This window comes from Alteromonas sp. G4i13, assembly GCF_054960505.1.
On sequence record NZ_JBHNYX010000115.1, the window covers coordinates 1 to 785 of the forward strand.

The 785-nt window shown below is 44.8% G+C and carries 1 protein-coding gene; it reads left to right on the forward strand.

Going from position 1 to position 785, the window contains the following annotated elements:
• Positions 1 to 685 (forward strand): transposase (locus ACFI6J_RS21530; RefSeq protein ID WP_462586401.1); only part of this gene is annotated, 685 nt, incomplete at its 5' end.
• Between the last annotated feature and the right edge of the window lie 100 nt (positions 686 to 785).

The window sequence follows — 785 nt, forward strand, 5'->3', positions numbered from 1 at the left end:
CTTGCAAACCTTACCTGCCAAAGACGAACAACATTACGGTCAATTAGCTCAAATAAACGGTTTTAGCTTACACGCTGGGGTGTTTGCAGACAGCCATCAAACTGACAAACTGGAAAGGCTATGCAGATATATCTCAAGGCCAGCGTTAAGCGAGCAACGATTGAGTCTAACCGATTCAGGAAAAGTAAGATATCAACTGAAAACTCCCTATCAAGACGGTACCACACATGTCTTTTTTACTCCCTTGGATTTCATAGGCAAGCTCGCGGCACTGGTGCCAGTGCCGAGGCTAAACCTTACGAGGTTTTATGGCGTGTTTGCTCCCAATGCTAAGGTGCGTGCCGAGGTAACGGCTTCACAACGCGGTAAGAATAGCCCTCGCTTAGCAGAGCATCTGAAAGATTCAGATAAACCATACCATGCGCGAAGCATGTCGTGGGCACAAAGGTTAAAAAGAGTATTCAATATTGACATCACAGTCTGTGAGGCTTGTGAAAAAACCAACGTCAAAATTATTACTTGTATTACGGATCCGGCTGTTATCCATAAGATTTTGGCGCACCTTGACAAGCAGACTCTTCTTGAAGCAAAAAACGATTCTCTAATGCCGCCACTTCGAGCTCCACCAGCCACAGCCTCATTCAGTGACTACATCATTCAACGCGACTTCGATTTTGGCGCATGAAGCACAAAAAACAGACCATCACTTGAACATGCAACATGTTGAGGTAAGGGCTTTCACATATCTCATTGCGGATTTCAGTACCAAAGACCAGTTATATTGC